This is a genomic window from Shimazuella sp. NTD248 (genome assembly GCF_059510395.1).
Genome location: NZ_JCAJZT010000033.1, coordinates 1 through 455 on the forward strand (window position 1 = coordinate 1; position 455 = coordinate 455).

The 455-nt window shown below is 43.1% G+C and carries 1 protein-coding gene; it reads left to right on the plus strand.

Going from position 1 to position 455, the window contains the following annotated elements; all coding sequences use genetic code 11:
- Window positions 1-455 (plus strand): IS110 family transposase (locus tag AC5WOE_RS20010; RefSeq protein WP_496053351.1); only part of this gene is annotated, 455 nt, incomplete at both ends.

Here is a 455-nt window from a genome sequence, read left to right on the forward strand (position 1 = left end):
TACATGCTTTAGGCTACACTATTTACTCGATTAATCCGAAGAGTGTAGATCGTGCTCGTGACCGTTTTTCTTCAGCAGGTGCAAAAGACGACACAAGAGATGCACGAGTTTTGGCAGACTTAATCCGTACGGATCGACACCAATATAGATCCATTCGAATAGATAGCCCAGAACTAAAAGAGTTACAAATCCTTGTTCGTGATCGAGAAGCTCTAGTGACCTTGCGAGTTCGAATGGAGAACCAGATCACCACTTGCCTAAAAAGCTACTATCCACAGGCTTTGGGATGCTTTTGTCGGTTAGATCAGCCATCTACCATTCAGTTTTTAAGGGCTTTTCCAACACCAGAAGCATTTGCCAAAGCGAATCTGAGCCATTTGGAGAAAGTTCTTCAAGGCTGTTACAACTACCGCTGGAAAAAGAAAGCAGAAGAACTTTTCCAGCTTGCAAAACAA